The following is an 18,805-nucleotide window of genomic DNA, read 5'->3' on the forward strand; positions in this document are numbered from 1 at the left end:
CGGCTCCGCGCCGGGGCGCGTCCGCTCGGTGAGGCGCACGGTCACCTCGGCGCCGGGCGGCAGCGCGATCCGCTCGCGCCAGATCACCTGCCCCTCCAGCGTCCGCGGGGCGGCGTGGGCCGACGCGGTCGCCAGCAGCGCGACGAGCGCCGCGATCATCGGTGTCAGGGTGGCGCGGAGCCGCATGGCCGAATCTCCTTGTCGCATGATCGCCGGCAGGCTGCCCTCAAGGCCCCGGACGCCGCAAGGCCTTGACTTTCCTCGCCGGCTCTCGACCTTCCCACCCGACGTTCAGGGATCGTTTCGGGAGGATCGGGATCATGGCCTTTGCGCTGAACACGTTCTTCGCGCGGCTCGCGGCGCTCGCCGCGGTCGTCATGCTGTCGTTTTCGCTCGCCGGGTGCGGCGTCAACAACGTGCCGACGCTGGAGGAGCAGGCCAAGGCGCGCTGGAGCGAGGTGCAGAACCAGTACCAGCGCCGCGCCGACCTGATCCCCAATCTGGTGGAGACGGTGAAGGGCTTCGCCCGGCAGGAGCAGGAGACCCTGACCCGCGTGATCGAGGCCCGCGCCAAGGCGACCCAGGTCACCATCAACGCCGACCAGCTCAGCGATCCCGAGGCGGTGAAGCGCTTCCAGGAGGCGCAAGGCGCGCTCTCGAGCGCCCTCGGCCGGCTGCTAGCGGTGTCGGAGAACTACCCGGACCTGAAGTCGAACCAGAACTTCCTGGCGCTGCAGTCCCAGCTCGAGGGCACCGAGAACCGGATCGCGGTCGCCCGGCGCGACTACATCCAGTCGGTGCAGGCCTACAACACCGAGCTGCGCACCATTCCGGGCCGCTGGATCGCCGGCTGGTTCTACCCGGACGCCAAGCCCATGGCGACGTTCGAGTCCGCGCCGGAGAACGCCGCCGCCCCGAAGGTCTCGTTCTGAGGCTTGTGACGCGGTCTGTAACTCTATAACATGACGCCGTCCTGTCGCGACGGCGTCTCCATGTCCCAGTCCCACGCTCATCATCACCAGTCCCACGGCGCGCCGAGGCGCGATCCGCGCCCGGGGCGCTCGCTGCTGACCTCGTCGATCGCCGTGCGGCTCGGCGGCGCGGCGGCGCTGTCGGCGCTGATCTGGGCCGCCGCCTTCTGGGCCATGTCATGAGCGCGGCGCTCCGGCTCCACGACGTCACGCTCGGTTACGACCGGAATCCGGCGGTGCATCACATCGACGGCGAGATCGCCGAAGGCGCGCTGCTCGCCGTGGTCGGGCCGAACGGCGCCGGCAAGTCCACGCTGCTCAAAGGCCTCATGGGCGCGCTGAAGCCGATCGGCGGGCGCATCGACCGGGGCGCGCTCGGCCGGCGCGACATCGCCTATCTGCCGCAGGCGGCGGAGCTCGACCGCAGCTTCCCGATCGAGGTGTTCGATCTGGTGTCCATGGGCCTGTGGCGGCGCATCGGCCTGTTCGGGGGCTTAAGCCGCGCGGATCGCGCCCGCGTCGGCGAGGCGCTGTCGGCGGTGGGGCTCGAAGGCTTCGACCGCCGCGCCATCGGCACGCTGTCCGGCGGCCAGCTCCAGCGGGCGCTGTTCGCGCGGCTGCTGCTGCAGGACGCCCCCGTCATCCTGCTGGACGAGCCCTTCGCCGCCATCGACGCCCGCACGGTCGCCGACCTGCTGCAGATCGTGGCGCGCTGGCACGACGAGCGCCGCACGGTGGTGGCGGTGCTGCACGACATGGAGGTGGTGCGCCGGGCCTTCCCCGAGACGCTGCTGCTCGCCCGCCGGCCGGTGGCCTGGGGCCCGACCGCCGAGGCGCTGAAGCCCGAACGGCTGCTGGAGGCGCGGGCCATGCCCGAAGCTTTCGACGACCGCGCTCCGCTCTGCGACGTCCACGCCGCCTGAGAGCGAGGCCGACCCGATGATCGCCGATCTTCACGCCGCGCTGGTCGCGCCCTTCGCCGATTTCGCCTTCATGCGCCGCGCTCTGGTGGGGGCGCTGGCGCTGTCGGTGGGCGCCGGGCCCATCGGCGTGTTCCTGATGCTGCGCCGGATGAGCCTGACCGGCGACGCCATGGCCCACGCCATCCTGCCGGGCGCGGCGGTGGGCTTTCTGGTGGCCGGCCTGTCGCTGCCGGCGATGACGCTGGGCGGTCTGGTGGCGGGCGTGTCGGTGGCTCTGCTCACGGGGCTGGTCGCCCGCGCCACCGTGCTGCGGGAGGACGCGGCGCTCGCCGCCTTCTACCTGCTGTCGCTCGCGCTCGGCGTCACGCTGGTGTCGCTCAAGGGCTCCAACGTCGATCTGCTGCACGTTCTGTTCGGCTCGGTGCTGGCGCTGGACGACGACGCGCTGCTGCTGCTGTGCGGCGTGTCCACGGTCACGCTGTTCGCGCTGGCGCTGATCTACCGGCCGCTGGCGCTCGAATGCGTCGATCCGGGCTTTCTCGGCTCGGTCAGCCGCTCGGGCGGGGCGGCGCATCTGGTGTTCCTCGGGCTGGTGGTCCTCTGTCTGGTGGCCGGGTTCCAGGCGCTCGGCACCCTGCTCGCCGTGGGCGTGATGATGCTGCCGGCGGCGGCGGCCCGGTTCTGGACCGACAGCCTCGCCGGCATGTTCGCGGCCTCGATCGGCGTCGGGGCGCTGTCCTCGGTCGCCGGCCTGCTCGGCTCCTACCATTTCGGCGTGCCCGCCGGCCCGGCCATCATCCTGGCCGCCGGCGTTCTCTACCTGCTGTCGCTCGCCGTCGGGCGGCGCGGCGGGGTCCTGTGGCGGTTCGCTCCCGCGCCGCGCCACAGGATGGCCTGACCCCCTCAACCCAGTCCTCACTCCGGAGACGTTCCATGTCCCTGCGCGCATTCCTCGCCGGGGCCGTCGCGGGCCTGCTCGCGATCGCCCCCGCCGCGGCCGAGCCGTTGAAGACGGTCGCGACCTTCTCGATCCTCGGCGATCTGGTCCGTGAGGTCGGCGGCGACCGCGTGGCGGTCGAGACCCTCGTCGGGCCGGGCGGCGACGCCCATGTGTTCTCGCCCGCCCCCGCCGACGCCCGCAAGGTGGCGGAGGCCAAGGTGCTGTTCGAGAACGGCCTCGGCTTCGAGGGCTGGATCAGCCGGCTGGTGGCCGCGTCCGGCTCCAGCGCGACCGTCGTGGTCGCCTCCAAGGGCGTCGCGGCCCGCGCGCTGGAGGACGAGGAGGACGAGCACGATCACGGCCACAAGGACCACGGCAAGGCCAAGGATCACGACCACGGTCACGCCCATAAGGGCCACGACCATGGCGGGATCGATCCCCACGCCTGGCAGTCGGTGGCGAACGCCAAGGTCTATGTGGCGAACATCCGCGACGCGCTGATCGCCGCCGACCCGGACGGCCGCGCCGCCTACGAGGCCAACGCCGCCGCCTATGAAGCCAAGCTCGACGGGCTGGAGACGGAGATCCGCGACGGCTGGGCCGCCGTGCCGGCGGAGCGCCGCCGCGTCATCACCTCCCACGACGCCTTCGGCTATTACGCCGCCGCCTACGGCGTCGAGATGATCGCGCCGCAGGGCGTCTCCACCGAGACGGAGGCGTCCGCCAAGGACGTCGCGCGCATCATCCGCCAGATCAAGGCCGAGAAGATTCCGGCGGTGTTCGTGGAGACCATCTCCGACGCACGGCTGGCGCAGCGCATCGCCAAGGAGACCGGCGCCCGCGTCGGCGGCGCGCTCTATTCGGACTCGCTGTCGCCGGCGAACGGCCCGGCCGCGACCTATCTCGACATGATGCGCTGGAACCTGCGCCAGCTCACCGCGACCAGCGGCGGCTGACGGCGGCCGCCGCCACGCGGGTCACGGCCATCGAAGGGAATGCGCCTGTCGTCGTCGTTTCCTCCCGCGGGCGTGCGGTCTAGAACGGCGGTCGAGGACACGAACCCGGCGGCGGCGCCGGAGCGAGGGCGCGACCGGTGACACCAGTGGAACGCACGCCCGGCCGCCGCGACGCGCCGCCCGCGGCCCGCCGGGCGGTGTGGGCCTGGGCGCTGTTCGACGTGGCGACCCAGCCCGTGTTCACGCTGATCGCCACCTTCGTCTTCGCGCCCTATTTCGCGGCCCAGCTCGCCGAAAGCCCGGCGGAGGGGCAGGCGATGTGGGGCTTCGCCGCGGGCGCGGCGGGGCTTGCGGTCGGGCTGCTGTCGCCGCCGCTCGGCGCCATCGCCGACCGCACCGGCCGGCGCAAGCGCTGGATCGCGGCCTTCTCGGCGCTGATCGTGGCCGGGTCCGCGCTGCTGTGGTTCACGCCGCCCGGCGCGCCGAACGCGGTGGCCTTCGCGCTGGCGGGCTTCGCGCTGGCCACCATCGGCACCGAATGCGCCACCGCCTTCACCAACGCCATGATGCCCTCGCTTGCGCCGCCCGAGGCGCTCGGCCGCCTGTCCGGGCTCGGCTGGGCGCTCGGCTATGTGGGCGGTCTGGTGGCGCTCGGCTTCGCGCTGAGCTTCCTTTCCGCCGATCCCGACGACGGCCGGACGCTGATCGGCCTCGAACCGCTGTTCGGGCTCGACCCCAAGACGTTTGAGGGCGACCGGGCGGTCGGGCCGCTGACCGCCCTGTGGTACCTCGTCTTCGTGACGCCGCTGTTCCTGTTCGCGCCCGACCAGCGCGGCGGCCTGCCGGTCGCGTCCGCCGTGCGCGCGGGCCTGCGCGATCTGCGCCGCACGCTCGCGGGGCTGAGGGGCTCGCGCGACCTCACGCTCTTCCTGCTCGCGCATATGCTTTATGTGGACGGCCTGAGCGCCCTGTTCGCCTTCGGCGGCATCTACGGCGCCGGGGCGCTCGGCTGGGGCACGATCGAGATCGGCGTGTTCGGCATTCTCGTCATCGTCGCCGGCGTGATCGGGGCGCTGATCGGCGGCTGGCTCGACGACCGCATCGGCCCCCAGCGGGTGATCGCGGGATCGCTCGCGCTGCTGGTGGTGTCGGCGGTGGTGATCGTGTCGATCGAGCGGGCGCGGGTGCTGTTCGTGGTGCCGGTCGATCCCAAGGTGGTGGACGACGCGCTGTTCGCCTCCACCCCGGAGCGGCTGTTCATCGCGGTGGCGCTGGTGCTGGGCGCGGCGGCGGGGCCGCTGCAATCGGCCTCGCGCACGCTGCTGGTGCGGCTCGCGCCTCCGGGCAAGCTGACCCAGAGCTTCGGCCTGTTCGCCCTGTCGGGGAAGGTGACGTCCTTCCTCGGGCCGACGGCGGTCGCGATCGTGACCGCGCTCACCGACAGCCAGCGGGTCGGGGTGGCGGTGCTGATGGGCTTCTTCCTCGCCGGCGGCGCGCTGCTGACGCTGGTGCGCGAGCCGGAGCGCCCGGCCGCCCGCTGAGGCCGCGTCGCCTCAGCCGAGCGTGACGGCGGTGCCGGCCGCGGCCACCATCAGCATGGAGCCCTCGCGGCCCACCGTCTCGTAGTCGAGATCGACCCCGATCACCGCGTTGGCGCCCCGGCTGCGAGCCTCCGCCGTCATCTCCTCGAGCGCGATGTCGCGGGCGTTCTTGAGCTCCTTCTCATAGGCGCCCGACCGTCCGCCCACGATGTCGCGCACCTTCGCGAACAGGTCGCGGAAGATGTTGGCGCCCAGGATCGCCTCGCCGGAGACGAGGCCGTGATACTGCAGGATGGGCCGTCCCTCGACGGTGTGCGTTGTGGTGACCAGCATGGCGCGCGGCGTCTCCTCGCGATCGAACCGGCCGGCAGGATGAACCCTCCGCCGCCCATAAGGAAGCGCCGCCGTCCACGCCTCGCGCCAAGCGCTGGCGTTGCGTCATGGCTGCGCGTGAGATGCGCCACTTCCTTGTCCCGGCCTTGAGCCGGGACCCAGACCCGCTGAGTTTTCAAAGTAAGCCGCGACGGCCGGGGCGTTTCGTCTCCGCGCGTCGGCGTGTATGGGTCCCGGCTCAAGGCCGGGACAAGAAAGAGGGCGTCGGTCCTAGTCGCGATCGCCCCCAAACCCCTCAGGATTTCTTGGTCGCCTCGGCCACCGCCGGCAGCGGGGCGAGTTTGCGGCCGAGGGCTTCCGCGAGGAACGAGCCGACGCAGGCGTGGCCGACGTCGTTCATGTGCAGGCGGTCGCGGGACAGCATGTCGGTGGCGCCGTCCTGGGTCAGCGCGCGCATGGCGGCGTAGCGGTGGGCGACCGGCGCGCCGGCCGAGGCCGAAACCTGCTCGATGGCGGCGAGGTAGGGCGCGTAAGCCGCTTCATCCTGGGGCACGAACTGGGGGTCGAGCAGCGCCACGTCCACGCCCGCCTTGGCGATGTGGGCGAGGCCCTTCAGCGTGGTCTCCCGGAACACGTCCACGGCGATGCGGCGGGCGGCGTCGTTGGTGCCGATCTGCCAGACCACCAGATCGGGCTTGGCCGCCGCGATCTCCCGCGCCATGCGCGCCTCGGCGCCGGCGGCGGTCTCGCCGCCGATCCCCCGGGCGATCACCTCCACGGAGACGCCGGCGAGGCGGCGGGACAGGTCCTGCTCCAGCCGCTCCGTGTAGGCGCGTTCGGGCGAGGTGGCGCCGACGCCGGCGGTGGAGGACGAGCCGATCACCAGCACCCGGAAGGCGTCGTCGCCCTTCAGGCTCGAGGTGGCGCGGTCCAGCCGGCCCTGCATCACGAGCAGGTTGTCGGCGACGCGGCACGGCGTCTTGGCGGGCTCGGCGACGCCGGTGGCGACGCCGATGATGGCGAAGCCGGCCAGAAGGCCGGCGCGGAGCAGAGTGACGACGGACGTCATCGTTCGAACCACCTCGATGCGGATGCGAAGCCCGGAGCGAAAAGAGGTATCCCCCTATGGCTCAGCCTTTAGCATGACGATCGTGGCGAAGTCAGGTCCGGAGAAACCCCGATGTTGAACTCGACGTGAACAGCGCGCCGCGGACGCCGCTCAGTGTCGGAAATGCCGCACCCCGGTGACCACCATGGCGAGGCCGGCCTCGTCGGCGCGGGCGATCACCTCCGCGTCGCGCAGCGAGCCGCCCGGCTGGATCACCGCGGTGGCGCCGGCTTCGATCGCGGCGTCGAGCCCGTCCGCGAAGGGGAAGAAGGCGTCGGAGGCCACCACCGCGCCGCGGGTCAGCGGCTCGGAGGCGCCGGCGGCCTCCCCGGCGTCGGCCGCCTTGCGGGCGGCGATGCGGGCGCTGTCCACCCGGCTCATCTGGCCGGCGCCGACGCCGACCGTCGCGCCGCCGCGGGCGTAGACGATGGCGTTGGACTTCACGTGCTTCGCCACCCGGAAGGCGAAGCGCAGGTCGGCGAGCTCCGCCTCGGTCGGGGCGCGCTTCGTCACCACGGTCAGCTCCAGATCGTCGACCACCGCGCTGTCGCGGGTCTGGACCAGGAAGCCGCCGGCGATGGTCTTGACGGAGAGGCCGGGCGCGCGCGGATCGGGCAGGGCGCCGGCCACGAGCAGGCGCAGGTTCTTCTTGGCGGCGACGATCGCGCGGGCCTCGTCGGTGGCGTCCGGCGCGATGATCACCTCGGTGAAGATCTTCACGATCTCGGTCGCGGCCTCGGCGTCGAGCGGGCGGTTCAGCGCCACGATGCCGCCGAAGGCGGAGACCGGGTCGCAGGCGAGCGCCCGCTCGTAGGCCTCCCTCAGCGAGCCGCCTTCCGCCACGCCGCAGGGGTTGGCGTGCTTGACGATGACGCAGGCGGCCGTGCGGGCGGGGTCGAACTCGCCCACGAGCTCGTAGGCCGCGTCGGTGTCGTTGAGGTTGTTGTAGCTGAGCTCCTTGCCCTGGAGCTGGGTCGCGGTGGCGACGCCCGGACGGCTGTCGGCCGTGCGGTAGAACGCCGCCTGCTGGTGCGGGTTCTCGCCGTAGCGCAGGCCCTGCGCCAGCGCGCCGCCGAGCGCCCGGAACCCAGGCGTCGTCTCGCCCGCCTCGCCTGAGAGCCAGGTCCCGATCGCGGCGTCATAGGCGGCGGTGCGGGAATAGGCCTTGGCGGCGAGGCGCTTGCGGAAGGCGAAAGAGGTGGCGCCGGCATTGGCGTCGAGATCGGCCAGCACGGCGGCGTAGTCGGCGACGTCCACCACCACCGCCACATGGGCGTGGTTCTTGGCCGCGCCGCGGATCATGGCCGGGCCGCCGATGTCGATGTTCTCGACCATGTCGTCGTAATCGGCCTTCCGCGCCAGCGCGGCCTCGAACGGGTAGAGGTTCACCACCAGCAGGTCGATCGGCAGAATGGCGTGCTCGGCCATAGAGGCCTCGTGCCCGGCGTCGCCCCGGATGGCGAGCAGGCCGCCATGGACCTTGGGGTGCAGCGTCTTCACCCGGCCGTCCATCATCTCGGGAAAGCCGGTGAGGTCGGAGACGTCCTGCACCGGCAGCCCCGCCTCGGCGATCGCCTTCGAGGTGCCGCCGGTCGACACCAGCGCCACGCCCCGCGCGTCGAGCGCGCGGGCGAACTCGATCAGCCCGGTCTTGTCGGAGACGGAGAGCAGCGCGCGGGCGACGGGGCGTTCGGTCATCGGATCGGCTTTCGGATCGTGCGGGGCCTGAAACGGCTCGCGCGGCCGGTAGCATTTTTTCGCGCCCGCGAGAACCGGCGCCCGCGTTCAGTCGATGGTGACGTAGCGCTCCACGTGGTCACGGAGCTTGAGCGTGTGCTCGCGCACCAGCCGCTCGGCGCGCTCGGCGTTGCGGGCCTCGAGCGCGGCCACGATCTCCTTGTGGTCCATGATCGAGCGCTGGGCGCGGTCCGCCTCCACGATGGTGCGGCGGCGGATGGCGCGCACGTGCAGGAACAGCCCGTTGGTGATGTCGGCGATAAGCCGGCAGCGCGACAGCCGGATGATGCCGGCGTGGAAGCGGATGTTGGCGTCGGAATACTCGCCCATGTGGGCGGTCACGTCGTCGCTGGAGAACACGTCCGTCAGCTCGTGCAGGCTCGCGATCTCCTCGTCCGTCGCGACCTCGGTGGCGAGCCGCGCCGCCATGCTCTCCAGCGCCGCCCAGACGGTGATGGCCTCCAGGATCTCGGCCTTGGAGCGCCGCACGATGAACACGCCGCGCCGGGGCTCGGTGCGCACCAGCCCCTCCTGCTCCAGCTGCGCTAGCGCCTCGCGCAGGGGCGTGCGGCTGACGCCGAAGCCCGCGGCGAGCGCCCGCTCGTCCAGCTTCAGCGGCGTCGCGGCGTCGTAGATGTTCATCTCCGAGATCGCAGCCTTCAGCGCGTCGTAGGTGCGCGCCTTCAGGCTCTGAAGCCCGTCGATGGGATGCAGCTCCAACCCGTCCTGCGCCATGTCCGCCCCCCGGCCCGTTCTTTGAATCAGAAATACCACGGCGAGGCGCGTTATCTGTCACGAACAGGGTCTAATACCTTCGAATATTACGCCTCGGATCATCCTAATGGAATATTGCATGCCATCTGGCCCCCCGTTTAGCTCTCCTTAAACCGCGGCGACGGCCGGGCGCGTTCGCCTGAGCCGTGGCCGCCGTCGGGGGTTGGGGGAGGAAGGCATGGAGGAGTTGAGCGCGCTCGCCGGGGGCTTCGGCCACGCGTTGAGCTGGTACAATCTCGCCCTGATGGTGCTCGGGATCACGCTCGGCGTGGTGATCGGGGTGCTGCCGGGGCTGGGCGGCGCCAACGGCGTCGCGATCCTGCTGCCGCTGACGTTCGCGATGAATCCCACCTCGGCGATCATCATGCTCACCAGCATCTACTGGGGGGCGCTGTTCGGCGGGGCGATCACGGCGATCCTGTTCAACATCCCGGGCGAGCCATGGTCGGTGGCCACGACCTTCGACGGCCATCCCATGGCCCAGAGGGGCCGGGCCGACGAGGCGCTGGTGGGTGCCTTCACCTCGTCCTTCGTGGGCGCGATCTTCGCCGTGGCGCTCATCACCTTCCTGGCGCCGGCGGTCGCCAAGTTCGCGCTCAAGTTCGGACCGGCCGAATTCTTCGCGGTCCAGTTCCTCACCTTCGCGAGCTTCCTCGGCATGGGGCGCGGAACGCCCTGGAAGACGCTCGCCTCCATGTGCCTCGGCTTCGCGCTGGCCTCCGTCGGGCTCGACGGCGTCACCGGCTCGCTGCGCATGACCTTCGGCTATGACGAGCTTCTGAACGGCTTCAAGTTCCTCGTCGCGGTCATCGGCCTGTTCGGCATCGGCGAGATCCTGACCTCCATGGAGGACGGGCTGAAGTTCTCCGGCGCCGACGCCAAGCTGCGCATGGACGCCGTCATCCGCACCTGGAAGAAGCTGCCGAGCATGTTCGGCACCTTCATCCGCAGCTGCATCGTCGGCTGCTGGATGGGCATCACCCCGGGCGGCGCCACGCCGGCCTCGTTCATGGGCTACGGCCTCGCCAAGCGGTTCTCGAAGAACGGCCACAACTTCGGCAAGGGCGAGCTCGAAGGCGTGGTGGCGCCCGAGACCGCGGCCCACGCCGCCGGCACCTCGGCGCTGCTGCCCATGCTGACGCTCGGCATTCCCGGCTCGCCCACCGCGGCGGTGCTGCTGGGCGGCCTGCTGATCTGGGGCCTTCAGCCCGGCCCGCTGCTGTTCGTGGAGCAGAAGGAGTTCGTCTGGGGCCTGATCGCGTCGATGTATCTCGGCAATGTGGTCGGCCTGATCATGGTGCTGACCTGCGTCCCGCTGTTCGCCGCCATCCTTCGGGTGCCGTTCTCGATCGTGGCCCCGGTGATCGTGGTGATCTGCGCCATCGGCGCCTACACCGTGAACAACTCCATGTTCGACGTGTGGATGATGCTGGTGTTCGGCGTCATGGGCTACCTCTTCACCAAGCTCGGCTATCCGCTGCCGCCGCTGGTGCTGGCGCTGGTGCTGGGCGATCAGGCCGAGAGCTCGTTCCGCCAGGCCATGCTGGTCAGCCAGGGCGACGTCACCGTGTTCTGGTCCAACTGGCTGTCGGGCTCGATCATGACGCTCGGCGTCATCCTGGCCTTCTGGCCGCTGGCGCAGGGCGTGATGGCCCGCTTCGGCAAGCCGCGCGCCGACGCCGCGGCCTGAACTCTCCGGCGGGCGCGACGGTCCGATCCGCGCCCGCCTTCGTCCTGTTCGTTCCGTTCAAGAGGCCGCGGTCCAAGCGGCTCGTCATGGGAGAAGTCGTCATGCGCATGAAGTCGTGGAAGACGATCGCCAAGCGCCTCGGCCTCGCGGCCGGCCTCAGCGTCCTCGCCGCGGTCCCGGCCGTCGCCTGGGAGCCCACCAAGCCCGTCACCCTGATCATCCCCGCCGGCACCGGCGGCGGCGCGGACCAGATGGCGCGCTTCATCCAGGGCGTGATCCAGAAGCACGAGCTGATGTCGAAGCCGCTGATCGTGGTGAACAAGGGCGGCGGCGCGGGTGCCGAAGGCTTCCTGGAGATGAAGGCCAGCGCCAGCGATCCGCACAAGATCATCATCTCGCTGTCGAACCTGTTCACCACCCCGCTCGGCACCGGCACGCCCTTCAACTGGAAGGACATGAAGCCGGTGAAGATGATGGCGCTGGACCAGTTCATCCTGTGGGTGAACGCCGGCGAGGCCTACAAGACCGCCGGCGAGTACGTCGCCGCGGTCAAGGCCGGCGAGGACCGCGCCTTCAAGATGGGCGGCACCGGCTCCAAGCAGGAAGACCAGATCATCACCGTCGCGATCGAGAAGGAGACCGGCGGCAAGAAGTTCACCTACGTGCCCTACGACGGCGGCGGCAAGGTCGCGGTCCAGCTCGTGGGCGGCCACATCAACTCGTCGGTGAACAACCCGATCGAGGCCGTGGCCCAGTGGCGCGGCGGGCAGCTGCGCCCGCTCTGCATCTTCGACAAGGCGCGCTCCACTTACGCCACCAAGGTGACGGAGACCCAGTCCTGGGCCGACATCCCCACCTGCGCGGAGTCCGGCCTGCCGATCGAGTACCAGATGCTGCGCGGCATCTTCACCACCAAGAACGCCAACCCGGAGCAGGTCGCCTATTACGAGGGCGTGCTGAAGAAGGTCATGGAGACCTCGGAGTGGAAGGAGTTCATGGAGAAGGGCGCCTTCAACCAGACCACCATGACCGGCTCCGAGTTCGAAACCTGGCTCACCGCGGCGGAAGCCAAGCATCGCGAGCTGATGACCGGCGCGGGCTTCGTGGCCGCCGCCCGCTGAACCGGCGGGCGACCGCCGCGCGACCACGCTCCGGCCGGGCCCCGTTGAGGGACGCCCGGCCGGAGGACGCCCCAATCCTTCAAGGAGCGCCTCTTCCATGAGCGCGATCGATCCGGATCAGGTCCACGACGTCGAGACCGAGAAACCGCTCGTCAGCCTCCGCGCGGCCGACATCGCCGTCGCCCTGCTGTTCCTTGTGACGAGCGCCATCGTCATCGTGGACAGCGTCCGCCTCGGCTTCGACTGGCGACCGAACGAGGGGCCGGCCCCCGGCTACTTCCCGTTCTACATCGCGGTCACGATGGCGATCGCGAGCCTGATCAACCTCGCGCGGGCGCTGCCCCGGCCCGAGGGCGAGGAGGCGAAGCCCATGACCAGCGTGCCGGGCTTCCTGCGCATGTGCGCCATCTTCGTGCCGGCGGTGATCTTCGTCTTCGCGATCTCGTGGATCGGGATCTACGTGTCCTCGGCGATCTACATCGCCGCCTTCATGGTCGTGGTCGGCAAGTTCCCGCTCTGGAAGGCGCTCGCGGTGGCGCTCGGCGTGGCCGGGATCAGCTTCGCCATGTTCGAGATCTGGTTCCTGGTGCCGCTGCCCAAGGGGCCGCTGGAGGCCGCCTTCGGGTTCTGAGCGCCCGTTTGGACAGTCGCGCTCGTCGTCACGCCCGCGCCTTCGCGCGGGCATCCACGACTGGAATGCGGAGGCTCTCGGTCGGCGAAAGTCGTAGGCGCCCGCCTCCGGCGGGCATGACGCGAGGTCTGATCGCGGGCCGCGGTCCTTTCCAGATCGCGCGTGAGCGCCGCGCCTTGGTCAGTAGAGCGGCGGCAGGCGGTAGAGGCGGATCGGGCCGAGCTCGACCCGCCCCCGGTCCAGCCGCAGGTCGTAGGCCGTCGCCGGCTTGTCGTCGATCTTGGCGGGCTTGCCCAGCATCTGCGCCCCGGCGCCCAGCAGCGAGGACAGCAGGTCGTCCCGCCGCCCGCCGGCGCCGCCCGCAAGCCCGCGCACGATCTCGTCGAGGCCGCGGGCGACCAGCGTCAGCCGGCCGTCGAGCCGGCCCTGCGCGTCGAGCCCGAGATCGCCGTCGATCCGCGCCTCCACGTCGCCGCGGATCAGCCGGGCCACGTCGATCCGCACCCGTCCGTCCGCCGCCTGGAAGGCGCGCAGCCGCTCCTCCAGCGGCGCGGGGCGCAACTCGCCCGCCTGCGTCAGGCTCGCCTGCAGCTCGAAGGTCGCCGGGCCGTCGCCCACTGGCAGCAGGCCGAGCCAGGGCGAGGTGGCGCTGTCGAGCGCCAGCGCCACGTCATAGGCGCCGGGGCCGGCGTCCGGCGTGCGGCGCAGATGGGCCTCGAGCCGCGACCCGGCAGCCTGCTCGGTCCCGTCGAGGGTGAGGCGAGGGTCGGCGACCACGGCGGAGGCCCGCTCCAGCTTTCCGTCGAGGGTCGCGGTTCCGCTCGCCTGCGCGGTGCGGAACGCCGCCTCGCCCCGCCGGCCCTGGGCGTCCATGAAGCCGACCGGGCCGGTGAGGTCCACGATCATGCGGCGCGGATCGTAGACCTGCGCCACCGCCACCAGCCGGGGGGCCTCCAGCGTCAGATGGTTCTCGCCGTCCCGCACGCTGGCGGAGGGCCGCTCGCAGCGCAGTTCGATGCGGAACGGATAGCCGCCCACGGTCCGCTCGCCGCAGGCGTAGACCCGGCCCTTGGCGGCCTCCCGCGCCATGAAGGCGTCCGCCGCCTGCTCGGCCCGCCCGGCCGCGTACCACCAGAAGGCCGACCAGACCGCGGCGCCGAGCAGCAGCGCGAGCGTCGGGAGATAGATCGGCCAGCGGCGGGCGGGGGCGGCGGTGGTCACGGGGGCGTCTCCTCATGCGGCCTGCGGGACGATGGGGCGTGCGCCGGCGCGCCGCGCCCGATCGGCCTTGTCGGGGCGCGGTGTCATCGACCACATTGGGCGCGTCCGGTCGAGCGGCATGAGTCGCGCCGGCCGAAGACGGCAAGGGAGCCCGTTCGCCGCCGATGATACGAACCGACGTCGATCTCTGGGTGTTCGCCTATGGCTCGCTGATGTGGCGGCCGGGCTTCGAGATCGTCGAGCAGGCGCGGGCCGCGATCGACGGCTACCACCGGTCGCTCTGCATCGCCTCGCACCGCCATCGCGGCACGCCCGAGCGGCCCGGCCTCGTGCTGGGGCTGGACGAGGGCGGCTCCTGCCAGGGGCTGGCCTTCCGCGTCGAGGCCGCGCGGGCGACGGAGACGCTGCTCTATCTGCGCGAACGCGAGCTCGTCACCCATGTCTATCGCGAGCTGGTGCTGCCGGCGCGCCTCGACGACGGGCGCGCGGTGGAGGCGATCGCCTATGTGGCCGACCGCGGCCATCCGCAATATGTGGGCGATCTGCCGCCGGAGGAGACGCTGGAGCGGGTGCGGACCAGCGTCGGGGCCGCCGGCCCCAACCCGGACTACGTCCTCAACACCGCGCGGGAGCTGGAGCGGCTCGGCGTCACCGACCCGACGCTGGCGTGGCTCGCGGCGGCGCTGGCGGTCAAGACCGACGAGTAGCTCTGGGTCGCGCTTACAAGATCGTCCACGGCCGCGCGGCGCCTGGCGGAGCTCGCCGCCAGAAGGTGGACATGGGCCTCGATCCGCTGGCCCGCCTCCAGCGCGAGCGCCGGGAGGCCGTGGCCGGATTCGCCCGCCCAGATGATGCGGCGTCCGTCGTCCGGGTCCACGGCCACGACAAGGACCACGGCGTCCTCCACCCGCACCGCTTCGCCGAGCGGCATCACGGTGACGAGATAGCGGCGCCCGGACCGGCCGCGCCACACGCGGTAGCGGTCGCCGACGTCGGTTTCGCGCGCCACGGCCGCGAGACCCTGGTCGGCGGGCGCGGGCTCATGCGCCGCAAGTTCTGTAAGGCGATCGAACAGGACCGCCGAAGGCGTGACCGAATCAGTCATCGCGCGCCCCCTCGTGGAGGCGTCATCTTACCTCCCAGTCTCTGAAAACTGTCAAGTCGAGCAACAGGTTGAGGCTACAACGCCACAATCGCCCAACAGTTCCGCCGCTGGGGCGCCTCAATGTCAGGCCGGGACGGGCTCCGGGGCGGCGGGCGCCGAGCCGATCGCCTCGGCGACCAGCGCGTTGCTGCGGCTCTCGATGCGTTCCCGCAGCACGCGCTCGAACTCGGCGCGGGGAAGGCCGGGCGGGATCGGCTCCAGGAACTCGATCACGGAGACGCCCTGGCGCCGCCGCAGCCCGCCGCGCGGCCAGAACACGCCGGTGTCGATGGCGACCGGAGTCACCGGCAGGCCGAGCTTGACGTAGAGATGGGTGACGCCGTGCTTGTAGGCCGGCTCCACCCCGACCGGGCGCCGGGTGCCTTCGGGAAAGATGACGATCTGACGTCCGTCCTGCGCGGCGGCCTGCGCCTGCTTCACCATCTGCGACAGCGCGTCGCCGCCCGCGGAGCGGTTGATGGCGATCATCCGCAGCCGCATCAGGAACCAGCCGAAGAACGGAATCCAGGTCAGCTCGCGCTTCAGCACGAACAGCGGGTCCGGCACGAAGGGCACGATGGCGAAGGTCTCCAGCGCCGACTGGTGCTTGGAGGCGATCAGCGCGCCGCCCTGCGGGATGTTCTCGCGTCCGCGGATCTCCACGTCGAGGCCGACGACGCCCTTCAGCAGCGCGAGGTTGCAGCGGCACCAGAGCTTGGCCACCCCCAGCACGTGGCGGCGCGGAAACAGCAGCACGATCGGCAGCGAACCGAGCGCCATGATCACGAGCTGGAGCGCGAACAGCGTGTTGAAGGCGACCGTGCGCCAGAACACGACGCCGCCGGCGCGGGGGGAAGTGGGAGACGTCACGCGGAAGATCGCCCGGCGGGTCAGGAGCGCGGCGCGTCGGCGGCGTGGCCGGCGGTGGCGGTCTCGGCGGAGCTCATGCGGGGCGCGAGGCGCACGCGCACGAGGGCCGCGACGTATTTCACATACTCGCCGCCCATCAGCTTCGCCGTCGCCCAGTCGCGCCACCAGGGCTCGCCGCGCAGGCGATCGGTCACGACGGGATGGGGGATCAGGGCGACGTCGGGCATCTCGCGGGCGAGCTCCATCATGGTGCGGGGCATGTGATAGCCCGAAGTGACCACGATGAGCGAGCGGAACTGGTGCCGCTCCACCCAGCGGCGCGTCTCCACCGCGTTGCCGGCGGTGTTCAGCGCCCGGCGGCCGAGATCGACGCAGCAGCGCGCCCAAGGCGCGTAGTCCGGCTGCGCCCGGGACAGCTCCACCTCTGTGGTGGCGGGATGGACGCCCGAGATCAGCAGCCGCTTGCCGCCGCCGGCCGCCAGCAGCCGCAGCGCGTCCGACAGCCGCTCGGCGGCGCCGGTGAGCGCCACGATGCCGTCCGCCCGCTCGGCGCCCCCATGGTCGCCGGACGGCACCAGCCGCAGGAAGCTCGCGAAGCCCGCGATCGCGAGCCCGCCCCCGATCAACGTCACGAGCGCAAGCGTCCGAAGCGCCCGCCAGACGGCGGCGCGGGGCGCGAGCGCGTCGTGGCGCGCGTTGGGGTCGTAGCCTGCGGCCATGGTCAAACCGGTGACGCTTCGCCGGAAAAATGCGTCCTCGCCGCCGGTTCGGCAAGTCGGACGCATGGCGGGCGCCTCAATCGAGCGCTCGAAGCGTGCGGAACACGGTGAGGCGCGAGGTCAGCGCCGTCAGCGCCGCGATCACGGCGATCAGCGCCAGCACGCCCGCATAGGCCGTGAGCCCCACCTGGAACCGGCCGAACAGGGCGTCCATCTGGTCCACCGCGGCGCTGCCCACGCCCTGCTCGGCGGCGAGCTCCGCCAGCAGGAAGGTGGCCATGGCCGCGGCGCCGCCGGCGAGGCCGCCCTTCAGCCCGAGCCACAGGAAGCGGCGCTGGAACTGGCCCGCCACATAGCCGTCGCGGGCGCCGACGAAATGCAGCACCTGCACGATGTCCCGGTTGCCGGACATGGCGCCGCGGGTGGCGAACACCACCGACAGCACCGTCGCCGCCAGCACCAGCACCAGCACGCCGAGCCCGAGCCCCACCAGCGTGCGGGCCATGGCCACCAGCCGGTCGAGGAAGCGGCGGTGGTCGTCGAGCGTCGCGCCCTGCGCCTCCGCGTCCAGCTTCGCCCGGAGGCCCGCCTGGTCGAAGGGCTCGTCCTCGGACAGGCGCACCACGATCAGCCGGGGGATCGGCAGCTCCGCCAGCGACAGGCCGGAGCCGAGCCAGGGCTCCAGCAGCCGCGCGGTCTCCGCGTCGCTGTAGGGCCGGACCTCGACCACGCCCGGCGTCTCGCGGGCGAGCCGGCTCGCCCGTTCGGCCACGGCGTCGAGGTCGCGCCCTTCCGCCGGGCGGATCTGGATCGTGGTCTCCCGCACCACGTCGCGCTCCCATTCCGCGGCGGTCGCGCGCACCAGATCGACCGCGCCGACCGTGAGGCCTGCGAGGTAGGTCATGATGGCGATCACCATCACCAACGTGTGGCCGGAGACGGAGGAGGCGGGCACGATCGGTCCCGGCCGGCGCGAACGGGACGGCCTCTCGGCGGGGGAGGGGGCGGGCGCGGTCATTCGTACACGTGCAGCCGGCCGTCGTGCAGCACGAGGCGGCGGGCGTCGTAAAGGTCCATCAGGGCGATGTCGTGGGTCGCGATCACCACCGAGGTGCCGGATTTGTGCAGCTCCACGAACAGGCGGAGAATGCGCCGGGCGAGCTGCGGATCCACGTTGCCGGTCGGCTCGTCCGCGAGCAGCAGCTCGGGCCGCGCCACCAGAGCCCGGGCGATGGCGGCGCGCTGCTTCTCGCCGCCGGACAGCACCGGCGGCAGCGCGTCCAGCCGGTCGCCGAGTCCGACCCAGCCGAGCAGCTCCATCACCTCGGCGCGGTAGGAGCTTTCGTCCCGCCCCGCGACCCGGAGCGGCAGCGCCACATTGTCGTAGGTCGTCATGTGGTCCAGCAGCCGGAAGTCCTGGAACACGACCCCGATGCGGCGGCGGAGCGACGGCAGGTCGCGCTTGGGAAGGGTCGCCATGTCGCGGTCGAACACGGTGATCAGGCCGCGGGTCGGCTTCAGCGCCAGAAACAGCAGGCGCAGCAGCGTGGTCTTGCCGGCGCCGGAGGGACCGGTGAGAAACTGGAACGAGTTCGGCGCGATCTGGAACGTCAGGTCGCGCAGCACCTCGGGTCCAAGCCCGTAGCGCAGGCCGACGTTCTCGAAGCGGAGCATGGCGGCGGGTCGTCCGTTGGTTCGCGGGGGCGCGGTCGATGCTTGCGGACCGTTGTCGAGCCGTATCTTTTAACGATCCATTAACGATAAAGTGGCGAGGTCGTGGACGTCGCGGCCGGTTCGCTTCCTGTTCTCGGGCGGCGAGCCCGCCGCATGCGATTCGTTCGGTCTCATACAGGCTTCGATGCTGATCGTCTGCCCCAACTGCGCCGCCACCTACCGATTGGCGCCCGCCGCGCTCGGCGCGGGGCGTCCGGTGCGCTGCGCGCGCTGCAAGACCGAATGGTTCGCCCAAGGAGCGGGCGACGCCGACGCGGCGCCGGCCGAGGCGATCCCGCCCATCGACGACGACGACGTGATCGACGCCCATGCGCAGGAGCGCGGCCACGACCATCCGGCCCCGCCGGAAGCGGAGGCGTTCGCGCCGCCGGCCGCCCCGAAGCGCAGGCCCG

22 protein-coding genes are annotated in these 18,805 nt (G+C 71.5%); 11 read left to right on the forward strand and 11 right to left on the reverse strand.

The window, feature by feature from the left end; genetic code table 11:
- On the reverse strand, window positions 1-186 hold a 186-nt coding region (locus ACFQ4O_RS07545; RefSeq protein ID WP_378775086.1), incomplete at its 3' end, for a YbaY family lipoprotein.
- Window positions 187-320: 134 nt separating this feature from the next.
- Here ACFQ4O_RS07545 and ACFQ4O_RS07550 point away from each other — a divergent pair.
- The 6 genes from ACFQ4O_RS07550 (at window position 321) to ACFQ4O_RS07575 (ending at window position 5,331) form a co-directional block, all read left to right on the forward strand.
- The gene (locus ACFQ4O_RS07550; RefSeq protein WP_378775087.1) at window positions 321-932 is read left to right on the forward strand and encodes a LemA family protein; all 612 of its coding nucleotides are present in this window, start codon (window positions 321-323) and stop codon (window positions 930-932) included.
- 60 nt (window positions 933-992) lie between these two features.
- Window positions 993-1,154 (forward strand): hypothetical protein, encoded by a 162-nt coding sequence (locus ACFQ4O_RS07555; RefSeq protein ID WP_378775088.1) that lies wholly within the window; start codon window positions 993-995, stop codon window positions 1,152-1,154.
- Window positions 1,151-1,894 (forward strand): zinc ABC transporter ATP-binding protein AztA, encoded by a 744-nt coding sequence (gene aztA, locus ACFQ4O_RS07560; protein WP_378775089.1) that lies wholly within the window; start codon window positions 1,151-1,153, stop codon window positions 1,892-1,894. Before ACFQ4O_RS07555 ends, aztA begins: the two co-directional genes overlap by 4 nt.
- A 16-nt stretch (window positions 1,895-1,910) precedes the next feature.
- On the forward strand, window positions 1,911-2,792 hold the full coding sequence (locus ACFQ4O_RS07565) for a metal ABC transporter permease (RefSeq protein ID WP_378775090.1): 882 nt from the start codon (window positions 1,911-1,913) through the stop codon (window positions 2,790-2,792).
- Window positions 2,793-2,827: 35 nt separating this feature from the next.
- Window positions 2,828-3,790 carry a metal ABC transporter substrate-binding protein gene (locus tag ACFQ4O_RS07570; protein ID WP_378775091.1) on the forward strand — a complete coding sequence of 321 codons (963 nt, stop codon included), beginning with the start codon at window positions 2,828-2,830 and terminating at the stop codon, window positions 3,788-3,790.
- Window positions 3,791-3,936: 146 nt separating this feature from the next.
- Window positions 3,937-5,331: an MFS transporter gene (locus ACFQ4O_RS07575; protein WP_378775092.1), complete on the forward strand. Its 1,395-nt coding sequence runs from the start codon at window positions 3,937-3,939 to the stop codon at window positions 5,329-5,331.
- A 12-nt stretch (window positions 5,332-5,343) separates the two neighbouring features.
- Here ACFQ4O_RS07575 and ACFQ4O_RS07580 read toward each other — a convergent pair whose 3' ends face one another.
- From ACFQ4O_RS07580 to ACFQ4O_RS07595, 4 genes are all read right to left on the reverse strand, one after another.
- The gene (locus tag ACFQ4O_RS07580) at window positions 5,344-5,664 is read right to left on the reverse strand and encodes a heavy metal-binding domain-containing protein (protein WP_378775093.1); all 321 of its coding nucleotides are present in this window, start codon (window positions 5,662-5,664) and stop codon (window positions 5,344-5,346) included.
- 295 nt (window positions 5,665-5,959) lie between these two features.
- Window positions 5,960-6,733, reverse strand: coding sequence for an SGNH/GDSL hydrolase family protein (locus tag ACFQ4O_RS07585; RefSeq protein ID WP_378775094.1), 774 nt, complete (start codon window positions 6,731-6,733; stop codon window positions 5,960-5,962).
- A gap of 150 nt (window positions 6,734-6,883) precedes the next feature.
- The gene (gene purH / locus ACFQ4O_RS07590; protein ID WP_378775095.1) at window positions 6,884-8,470 is read right to left on the reverse strand and encodes a bifunctional phosphoribosylaminoimidazolecarboxamide formyltransferase/IMP cyclohydrolase; all 1,587 of its coding nucleotides are present in this window, start codon (window positions 8,468-8,470) and stop codon (window positions 6,884-6,886) included.
- 87 nt (window positions 8,471-8,557) lie between these two features.
- Window positions 8,558-9,244 carry a GntR family transcriptional regulator gene (locus ACFQ4O_RS07595; protein ID WP_378775096.1) on the reverse strand — a complete coding sequence of 229 codons (687 nt, stop codon included), beginning with the start codon at window positions 9,242-9,244 and terminating at the stop codon, window positions 8,558-8,560.
- A gap of 217 nt (window positions 9,245-9,461) precedes the next feature.
- Between ACFQ4O_RS07595 and ACFQ4O_RS07600 the strand changes: the two genes are divergently transcribed.
- From ACFQ4O_RS07600 to ACFQ4O_RS07610, 3 genes are all read left to right on the forward strand, one after another.
- Window positions 9,462-10,973 carry a tripartite tricarboxylate transporter permease gene (locus ACFQ4O_RS07600; RefSeq protein ID WP_378775097.1) on the forward strand — a complete coding sequence of 504 codons (1,512 nt, stop codon included), beginning with the start codon at window positions 9,462-9,464 and terminating at the stop codon, window positions 10,971-10,973.
- Between the two features lie 101 nt (window positions 10,974-11,074).
- The gene (locus ACFQ4O_RS07605) at window positions 11,075-12,094 is read left to right on the forward strand and encodes a Bug family tripartite tricarboxylate transporter substrate binding protein (protein WP_378775098.1); all 1,020 of its coding nucleotides are present in this window, start codon (window positions 11,075-11,077) and stop codon (window positions 12,092-12,094) included.
- 97 nt (window positions 12,095-12,191) lie between these two features.
- Window positions 12,192-12,725, forward strand: coding sequence for a tripartite tricarboxylate transporter TctB family protein (locus ACFQ4O_RS07610; protein WP_378775099.1), 534 nt, complete (start codon window positions 12,192-12,194; stop codon window positions 12,723-12,725).
- A 180-nt stretch (window positions 12,726-12,905) separates the two neighbouring features.
- Here the strand turns inward: ACFQ4O_RS07610 and ACFQ4O_RS07615 are convergent, their stop codons facing one another.
- A complete protein-coding gene (locus tag ACFQ4O_RS07615) occupies window positions 12,906-13,946 on the reverse strand; it encodes a DUF2125 domain-containing protein (protein WP_378775100.1) in 1,041 nt (346 codons plus the stop codon).
- A 164-nt stretch (window positions 13,947-14,110) separates the two neighbouring features.
- On the opposite strand from ACFQ4O_RS07615, the gene ACFQ4O_RS07620 reads away from it, so the two are divergent.
- The gene (locus ACFQ4O_RS07620) at window positions 14,111-14,653 is read left to right on the forward strand and encodes a gamma-glutamylcyclotransferase (RefSeq protein WP_378775101.1); all 543 of its coding nucleotides are present in this window, start codon (window positions 14,111-14,113) and stop codon (window positions 14,651-14,653) included.
- Here the strand turns inward: ACFQ4O_RS07620 and ACFQ4O_RS07625 are convergent.
- From ACFQ4O_RS07625 to ftsE, 5 genes are all read right to left on the reverse strand, one after another.
- Window positions 14,554-15,051 carry a hypothetical protein gene (locus ACFQ4O_RS07625; protein ID WP_378775102.1) on the reverse strand — a complete coding sequence of 166 codons (498 nt, stop codon included), beginning with the start codon at window positions 15,049-15,051 and terminating at the stop codon, window positions 14,554-14,556. The genes ACFQ4O_RS07620 and ACFQ4O_RS07625 overlap by 100 nt on opposite strands.
- Window positions 15,052-15,174: 123 nt before the next feature.
- Window positions 15,175-15,960 carry a lysophospholipid acyltransferase family protein gene (locus ACFQ4O_RS07630; protein ID WP_378775103.1) on the reverse strand — a complete coding sequence of 262 codons (786 nt, stop codon included), beginning with the start codon at window positions 15,958-15,960 and terminating at the stop codon, window positions 15,175-15,177.
- A 20-nt stretch (window positions 15,961-15,980) separates the two neighbouring features.
- Entirely contained in the window at window positions 15,981-16,679 is a 699-nt protein-coding gene (locus tag ACFQ4O_RS07635) for a YdcF family protein (RefSeq protein WP_378775104.1), read from the reverse strand.
- A 76-nt stretch (window positions 16,680-16,755) separates the two neighbouring features.
- Window positions 16,756-17,697 (reverse strand): cell division protein FtsX, encoded by a 942-nt coding sequence (locus ACFQ4O_RS07640; protein ID WP_378775105.1) that lies wholly within the window; start codon window positions 17,695-17,697, stop codon window positions 16,756-16,758.
- The gene (gene ftsE, locus ACFQ4O_RS07645) at window positions 17,694-18,353 is read right to left on the reverse strand and encodes a cell division ATP-binding protein FtsE (protein ID WP_378775106.1); all 660 of its coding nucleotides are present in this window, start codon (window positions 18,351-18,353) and stop codon (window positions 17,694-17,696) included. The genes ACFQ4O_RS07640 and ftsE overlap by 4 nt, the downstream gene beginning before the upstream one ends.
- Window positions 18,354-18,537: 184 nt before the next feature.
- Between ftsE and ACFQ4O_RS07650 the strand changes: the two genes are divergently transcribed.
- Window positions 18,538-18,805: MJ0042-type zinc finger domain-containing protein (locus tag ACFQ4O_RS07650; RefSeq protein WP_378775107.1), on the forward strand; the 268-nt coding region annotated here is incomplete at its 3' end.

This window comes from Methylopila musalis (genome assembly GCF_042679725.1).
In the GTDB taxonomy this organism is placed as follows: domain Bacteria; phylum Pseudomonadota; class Alphaproteobacteria; order Rhizobiales; family Methylopilaceae; genus Methylopila; species Methylopila musalis.

Coding starts and splice junctions, on each gene's coding strand:
- ACFQ4O_RS07550 (WP_378775087.1), top strand. CDS start 321: ATGGCCTTTGCGCTGAACACGTTCTTCGCGCGGCTCGCGGCGCTCGCC.
- ACFQ4O_RS07555 (WP_378775088.1), top strand. CDS start 993: ATGTCCCAGTCCCACGCTCATCATCACCAGTCCCACGGCGCGCCGAGG.
- aztA (WP_378775089.1), top strand. CDS start 1,151: ATGAGCGCGGCGCTCCGGCTCCACGACGTCACGCTCGGTTACGACCGG.
- ACFQ4O_RS07565 (WP_378775090.1), top strand. CDS start 1,911: ATGATCGCCGATCTTCACGCCGCGCTGGTCGCGCCCTTCGCCGATTTC.
- ACFQ4O_RS07570 (WP_378775091.1), top strand. CDS start 2,828: ATGTCCCTGCGCGCATTCCTCGCCGGGGCCGTCGCGGGCCTGCTCGCG.
- ACFQ4O_RS07580 (WP_378775093.1), bottom strand. CDS start 5,664: ATGCTGGTCACCACAACGCACACCGTCGAGGGACGGCCCATCCTGCAG.
- ACFQ4O_RS07585 (WP_378775094.1), bottom strand. CDS start 6,733: ATGACGTCCGTCGTCACTCTGCTCCGCGCCGGCCTTCTGGCCGGCTTC.
- purH (WP_378775095.1), bottom strand. CDS start 8,470: ATGACCGAACGCCCCGTCGCCCGCGCGCTGCTCTCCGTCTCCGACAAG.
- ACFQ4O_RS07595 (WP_378775096.1), bottom strand. CDS start 9,244: ATGGCGCAGGACGGGTTGGAGCTGCATCCCATCGACGGGCTTCAGAGC.
- ACFQ4O_RS07600 (WP_378775097.1), top strand. CDS start 9,462: ATGGAGGAGTTGAGCGCGCTCGCCGGGGGCTTCGGCCACGCGTTGAGC.
- ACFQ4O_RS07605 (WP_378775098.1), top strand. CDS start 11,075: ATGCGCATGAAGTCGTGGAAGACGATCGCCAAGCGCCTCGGCCTCGCG.
- ACFQ4O_RS07610 (WP_378775099.1), top strand. CDS start 12,192: ATGAGCGCGATCGATCCGGATCAGGTCCACGACGTCGAGACCGAGAAA.
- ACFQ4O_RS07620 (WP_378775101.1), top strand. CDS start 14,111: ATGATACGAACCGACGTCGATCTCTGGGTGTTCGCCTATGGCTCGCTG.
- ACFQ4O_RS07625 (WP_378775102.1), bottom strand. CDS start 15,051: ATGACTGATTCGGTCACGCCTTCGGCGGTCCTGTTCGATCGCCTTACA.
- ACFQ4O_RS07635 (WP_378775104.1), bottom strand. CDS start 16,679: ATGGCCGCAGGCTACGACCCCAACGCGCGCCACGACGCGCTCGCGCCC.
- ACFQ4O_RS07640 (WP_378775105.1), bottom strand. CDS start 17,697: ATGACCGCGCCCGCCCCCTCCCCCGCCGAGAGGCCGTCCCGTTCGCGC.
- ftsE (WP_378775106.1), bottom strand. CDS start 18,353: ATGCTCCGCTTCGAGAACGTCGGCCTGCGCTACGGGCTTGGACCCGAG.